The organism is Pseudomonas sp. ABFPK, assembly GCF_001586765.1.
In the GTDB taxonomy this organism is placed as follows: Bacteria; Pseudomonadota; Gammaproteobacteria; order Pseudomonadales; family Pseudomonadaceae; genus Aquipseudomonas; species Aquipseudomonas asiatica.
On record NZ_LQXW01000037.1, the window covers coordinates 20,840 to 27,244 of the forward strand.

Here is a 6,405-nt window from a genome sequence, read left to right on the forward strand (position 1 = left end):
CTCACTGAGCCGGATCAAGGGCGCGGGCGTGCTCAATGTCCCAATCGAGCGTGACAAGGCTGCCGGATGTCCAGGCAGGGTTCATCTGCGAGATGGGTAGCTTCACCATGAAATCTTTGTTGCCTGCGGCTTCGGTGATCATGCGGACATGGTCGCCCAAATAGATGTACTCGCGGATTCGAGCTGGGATCTGGCCACCGCTATCGGCCACCTTGATACGCTCAGGGCGAATGCACATAGAAACTTTGTCACCCACCTGGTTGAGCTCGACCAACTGAGCGTGAGCTTTGGTTCCGTCCGCGAGCTGGATCTCGCCGATGGCGCCATCAATCTTGGTGATAACGCCAGGAATAGCGTTGTTTTCGCCAATGAACCGTGCCACGAACGATTTGTTTGGTGCTTCGTAGATTGTGGCTGGGCTATCGATCTGCTGGATCATCCCGTCATTGAAAACAGCGACCCGATCCGACATCGTCAGCGCTTCGCTTTGGTCATGGGTTACGTACACCACGGTCAAGCCCAACTCTTTGTGCAGGTGCTTGATTTCCAGTTGCATGTGCTCACGCAGCTGCTTATCCAATGCTCCCAGAGGTTCGTCCATCAGAACGAGCTTGGGCTGGAAAACGAGTGCGCGTGCGAGCGCCACACGTTGCTGTTGGCCACCTGACATCTGAGCGGGGTAGCGCTTGGCGAGGTCTTGAAGCTTCACCATTTCGAGCGCCCGCTTAACCTTCTGAGCTGCATCGATCTGATTGATCTTGCGTACAGACAGAGGGAAGGCCAGGTTCTGCTCAACGGTCATGTGAGGGAACAAGGCATAGTTTTGGAAGACCATACCGATGTTGCGTTTGTGGGGCGGCTGGGTGTGGAGCGGCTGATTCTTAAGCAGGATCTCGCCCTGGGTCGGGCGTTCGAACCCGGCGAGCATCATCAAACTCGTTGTTTTTCCAGAGCCGGATGGGCCCAGAAGAGTGACAAATTCGCCTTCGGCAATATCAAGGTTTAGATCTTTTACGACGAGCTTTTCACCGTCATAAGTTTTTTGTATTTTTTTAAAAGATACTAAGCAGGTCACGATGAACCTCTACTCAATGTAGGAGCGAATACGTTGCCGCAGACCAGCACTCCGCCATCGAGCAAAGTGCATGAATCACAGCCCATTTTTACTGTTAATGAAGCCTGAACTTGCGCCCCTTAATGGGGCGCAGCCCTAGTGATTATTTCTGGGCAATCCATGCATTGAAGCGTTCGGTCAGTGGTTCGATATTGTCGACCCAGAAATCTACATCCAAGGGAAGGGATTGCGCTTGGTTCTCTGGGGTGGTGGGCAGGTCAGCTCGCAGCTCGGCTGGGACAAGCTCGTTCGCTTTCTTGTTCGTGGTGCCGTAGGCGATGAACTTCGGCAGCTTGGCCTGGTTTTCTGGCTTACTGTTATAGGCAATGAAATCCATGGCAGCTGCTTTGTTCTCTGAGCCTTTCAACACAGTCCAGGAGTCGATGGCTGCAACACTGCCGTTCCAAACAAATTTAAAATTCTTACCTTCGTTGCGGTTGAAGCCAGTGATTCGACCGTTATAGGCCGAACTCATAACCACGTCGCCAGCCGACAGCATCTGCAGAGGCTGAGCGCCCGCTTCCCACCAAACGATGCTGGACTTGATGCTGTCGAGCTTTTTGAAGGCGCGGTCTACGCCCTCAGGGGTGCGAAGAACATCGTAGACCTCACTGGCCTTTACGCCGTCAGCGAGGAGGGCGAACTCAAGCGCGTACTTTGGCCCTTTGCGCAGGCCGCGTTTGCCTGGGAATTGCTGCACATTGAAGAAGTCGGCCCAAGAGGTGGGAGCAGTCTTCAGCTTATCGCCATCATAAGCCAGGCCTGTGTTCCATACGATATTGCCTACGCCGCATGGGCTGACCGCTTCGGTGATGAAGTCCTTCTTGTCGCCGACTTTGGCCCAGTCGATCTTCTCATAGAGACCACTGGCACAGCCTAAGGCGAGATCCTCGGCTTCAACTTCGACGACATCCCAGTTCGGAGCGCCAGCTTTCACTTTGGCTTCAAGTACCCCTACGCCACCGTCCCAGCTTTGATCCAGAACGGGTTTGCCGATTTGCGCGCTGTATGGTTTGAAGAAAATCTCGCGCTGAGCGTCTTGGAAATTACCACCCCAGGACACAATCGTGAGGTCACGAGCGAATGCGGGAGCGACTAAAGAAAGGGAGGCGCCGGTCAAAGCTACGGCAAGGACACTACGGCATGTTTTATGCATTTTATACCTCAGTGACGCGTCAGGGTGGTTGGTGGTAGAAATTATTACCACTCGACTATGAGGCTGGCAAGCTATTTCGCAACGCCCGTTTTTGAGCATTTTTCGCATTTTCGGCGAAAATCGGTGCATTTTCTTGCTCATAATTCTCATGGGTACAGAAATGTCATAATTCTTATGACTATTTTTACTATCTGCCTTCCTACTCACCTTCGTTTAGCCTGTTTCTTAGGTACCCAAAAGGCATCTGAGGTGTGGGCTGCTGCACTAAAATTGTGCGCCAGCCCCTCACCCTTGTACTTGGTCTGCTTTGACTTCCAGGCACACCAGATGTGATGAATTGTGGGCTTATCGGCAAGGCATCGACCCGTTACCTTGCCTCCACTGGTCACGCCGCTCGGTATGGCGTGCACCTAGACCGGAGAAGAAAATGACTAGCCTGAACAAACCTGACCAGCTCGCGATTCCATACCAGCTTCCTCAAGTCCCCTTTATGTCGCCCGACCTAGTGCATTTGGGCGTAATGACTGACTGGCTTGCAGATGACAATCTCTGGGTGCCTGTAACTGATAGTGTTTCCTTCAAACCTCTTCTGCTTAGCGTGAGCGGCGGCTACTACGTCAACCTGCTGCGTGTTCGCCGCTCTGGCGTGCTGTCGCGCCACCGTCACACCGGTGGTGTCCATGCGTTGGTTCTCAAAGGTCGTTGGTACTACCTGGAGCATGATTGGATCGCGGAAGAAGGTTCCTTCGCTTTCGAGCCGCCAGGAGAAACTCACACCTTGTTCGTGCCTGAAGGCGTCGATGAAATGATTACCTGGTTCCACGTACAGGGCGGTTACACCTACGTAGACCCTCAGGGCAATGCCGTCGGTTACGAGGATGTCTTCACCAAGCTCGAAGCTGCTCGTGCTCACTACAAGGCGATTGGCCTTCCGGACGACTACATCGAGAAGTTCATTCGCTGATCAACAGGGCGCCCGGTGGGCGCCTTGTTTTTTTAGAGGGTAGGCTGCGCTAGCATGTGCATTACCAACCTTGCAGAGGTCGCCCAGTGGACAAAGAAAATTATTCGCAGATGTTGGCTTTTCTTTGGGCGAACGAGCACGGGAGTTTCTCTTCGGCGGCTCGGGCCCGTGGCTTATCCCCATCAGCCATCAGTAAGCTGGTGACTCGCCTGGAGAACCGTCTTTCTGTTAGGTTGTTTCAGCGCGGTACCAGGAGTTTGACGCTGACGGAGGAGGGGGCGATTTATCTTCGTAGTGCCCGATCTGTGATGGACGCGATGGCCGAGGCTGACTCCCTGGCGGAGTTTTTTCCGGCCAAAATTAGTGGAACGCTTCGAATCCACACCATGGCTACTTTCGCAAAGCACCAGATTGTTCCGTGGCTCCCGGATTTTCTCCAGGCTCATCCTGATTTATCAATCGAGATCGAGGTCGGTGCCCAGTTTGTAGACCAGTTCGATCAAGGGCTAGACATTGCGATCCATAGCGGCGTGCTACCGGATTCGTCGAGAGTAGCCAGACGGGTTGGAGAGTCGAACTGGATTACCTGTGCTTCGCCCGAGTATCTCAAGGCACGGGGTACACCTGAGATACCAGATGATCTACTCAACCATGATTGCTATCACTTCAGCTTCAACAGCCCGTGGAATGTCTGGAGCTACGACGTCGATGGTAAGTCGGTGGTGGTGCCAATCAAGCCACGATCGACATTCACTCAGGGTGATCTGCTTCGATCAGTAGCTCTGAATGATGGCGGGATCATCCGTCTAGCTGATTTTCACATAGGTGCCGATATTAAGGCGGGGCGTTTAGTCCCGGTGCTGGACGAGTACCGATCCAGGATTGTCCAGCCCATCTATCTTATTTATGCCAATCGTAATAATTTGAGTCCACGCATCCGCGTATTTGTGGAACATCTTGAGCGCCAGATTGCCCTCCATCCCTGGCATGTATGACCTATTTATTGCTAGGGAGTCGATTTATAATTTTCCGTTAGTCACCTAAGTATTGTTGTCGCCATTTTATTTGGTATTGCACCCTTGAATATCTCCCTGGTTTCGAGCTTCTAGCCTGCGCTCCTTTCTGGTAAAAGGCGCGTCGTCTAATTCCGATTAAGTTCAACAGGGGGGAGTTCCGCTCAAGCATTCGCAATGCTGTGATCGAGCCTTTTCTTGATCGCCACCATAGTATGAATGAAGAGTTAGGGGTTACTGTTATTTTGTAAGAGAATTACGACGATCTGCCCGTAATCCTCGATTAAATCAGAGTAGGACAGCGGGGCGGCTAGCGAGACTCTAGTCGTCTGATAAGGCCAAGACCTCCATGTCGAGTTGGGATATGCATCCCTCTGCAGTGGCCAGCGGTGACTTGCTGTTCATGATCATGAACATGATCTGGCGATCCAGGCGCGACAATTTTTTTGCACAGCGTTTAGCTGTGGATCTCACGGCGGCATCCGTTTTGTGAATGCGTGCCGCCAACACCACGCACAACGTGGCATGGACAATATCCATTACTCACCTCATCCGCAGCAGGCACCGCTGGGTGCCCGCTGCATTCTCATGAGCCTCAGTGGGTCAGATTGGCGTCTTCGATGATCAGATCTGCTGCCCGCTCAGCCACCGCCATCACAGCGCCCTGAATGTTGCCGGAGATCATGGTAGGCATGACTGAGGCGTCCACTACCCGAAGCCCTGATAGGCCGTGAACTCGCAGCCGGGAATCCACAACAGCCCCTTCATCCTCGCCCATGCGGCATGTGCCCAGCGGGTGATAGATGGTCTGACCGTTGCGACGGGCAAAGTCGAGCCACTGCTCATCGGTCTGCACGCTCATACCAGGGCTCGTTTCCTCCTCCAGGAATGGCTGCATTGCTGGTTGCATGACGATCCGCCTAGCGATCTTCATACCTTCTATCAAGCTGATCTGGTCTTCACGCTCACCCAACATATTCGGGCGGATCGCGGGCATGGCATAGGTATCGCTGGATTCGATGTGGATCGAGCCCTTAGATTTTGGACGCAGCTGGCTTACACCGATTGTCATGCCCGGGTGCTTGTCCAAAATGCGGTTTGCCGCGTTGGCATAGCTCGCATGGACGAAGAAATACTGGATGTCAGGCGATGTCAGTGCCGGATTGGTTTTAACGAAACCGTGCACCAGGCCAGTACCAAGGGTCAGGATGCCGGTTTTTTTTGTGAAGTATTCCGACACCGCCATCCCAAGCCGCCATCCCCGAGTCATCTCGTTCAGGGTGACCGTGTTTCGCATCCGCCAATTCATCCGCGTCGCGAAGTGATCAATGTAGTTCTCACCAACCCCGGTGAGTTCATGCTTGAGGCGAATGCCTGCATTGTCCAATACATCGGCGCGCCCGATCCCGGAAAGCTCCATGATCTGTGGCGATTGAATGGCACCTGCACACAGAATCACCTCGATCTTGGCAGTGGCGGTGACTTCACGGCCATGTCGCTTGTAGGTCACTCCGGTGCAGCGCTTTCCGTCCAGGTTCAACTTGAGTACGTGAGCACCCGTTTCGATGCTGAGGTTGCTACGGCTGCGTGCCGGCTTAAGATAGCCATCTACCACGCTCCAACGTTTACCGCCGTGTTGGGCAACCTGGTAATAACCGAATCCGGATTGATCATCTCCGTTGTAGTCTGGATTCAGTTGATGGCCATCCTGCTTCGCGGCCTCAATAAAGGCGGTAGAAAGCGGGAAGCGCTCGGTGACCTGGTGAATCCGCATCGGCCCTTCGTGCCCTCGGGTCGTATCGCCCTGGGCATAGTTTTCGAGTTTGCGGAAATAGGGCTTGAGGGTGCCAAAGTTCCAGTCCTTGGCGCCGGTTTCGGCCCACGCATCGTAGTCACCTGGTTGGCCACGCACGTAAATCATGCCGTTGATAAGGGTAGATCCCCCGAGGCCCCGGCCTCGAGGCACTGCAATTTCTCGCTGGTAGGTTCCAGCCTCAGGCTTGGTTTTGAAGTCCCAGTTGTAGCGTTTGTTGCGGATTCCACGCCATCCGGCCACCCAGTCCGCTCTCATCTGGCCAGGCATTCCACGGCCATCTGGCCACCTGTTCCACGGCCATCCGGCCGGGCAGTCGGAGCGCAGCGACGCAGGGGGGGCATT

The 6,405-nt window shown here is 53.9% G+C and carries 6 protein-coding genes; 2 read left to right on the forward strand and 4 right to left on the reverse strand.

The window, feature by feature from the left end:
* Position 1: 1 nt before the first annotated feature.
* Positions 2-1,075: an ABC transporter ATP-binding protein gene (locus tag WM94_RS21155; RefSeq protein ID WP_061552055.1), complete on the reverse strand. Its 1,074-nt coding sequence runs from the start codon at positions 1,073-1,075 to the stop codon at positions 2-4.
* Between the two features lie 142 nt (positions 1,076-1,217).
* The gene (locus WM94_RS21160) at positions 1,218-2,270 is read right to left on the reverse strand and encodes an ABC transporter substrate-binding protein (protein WP_061552056.1); all 1,053 of its coding nucleotides are present in this window, start codon (positions 2,268-2,270) and stop codon (positions 1,218-1,220) included.
* A gap of 427 nt (positions 2,271-2,697) precedes the next feature.
* On the opposite strand from WM94_RS21160, the gene WM94_RS21165 reads away from it, so the two are divergent.
* Entirely contained in the window at positions 2,698-3,234 is a 537-nt protein-coding gene (locus tag WM94_RS21165) for a 2,4'-dihydroxyacetophenone dioxygenase family protein (protein ID WP_061552057.1), read from the forward strand.
* A gap of 110 nt (positions 3,235-3,344) precedes the next feature.
* Positions 3,345-4,229 (forward strand): LysR family transcriptional regulator, encoded by an 885-nt coding sequence (locus WM94_RS21170; RefSeq protein ID WP_061552058.1) that lies wholly within the window; start codon positions 3,345-3,347, stop codon positions 4,227-4,229.
* A gap of 339 nt (positions 4,230-4,568) precedes the next feature.
* On the opposite strand, the gene WM94_RS21175 is transcribed toward WM94_RS21170, so the two are convergent.
* Both WM94_RS21175 and WM94_RS21180 read right to left on the reverse strand, forming a co-directional pair.
* A complete protein-coding gene (locus tag WM94_RS21175; protein WP_061552059.1) occupies positions 4,569-4,787 on the reverse strand; it encodes a hypothetical protein in 219 nt (72 codons plus the stop codon).
* A 55-nt stretch (positions 4,788-4,842) separates the two neighbouring features.
* Positions 4,843-6,318 (reverse strand): GMC family oxidoreductase, encoded by a 1,476-nt coding sequence (locus tag WM94_RS21180; protein WP_256207035.1) that lies wholly within the window; start codon positions 6,316-6,318, stop codon positions 4,843-4,845.
* Between the last annotated feature and the right edge of the window lie 87 nt (positions 6,319-6,405).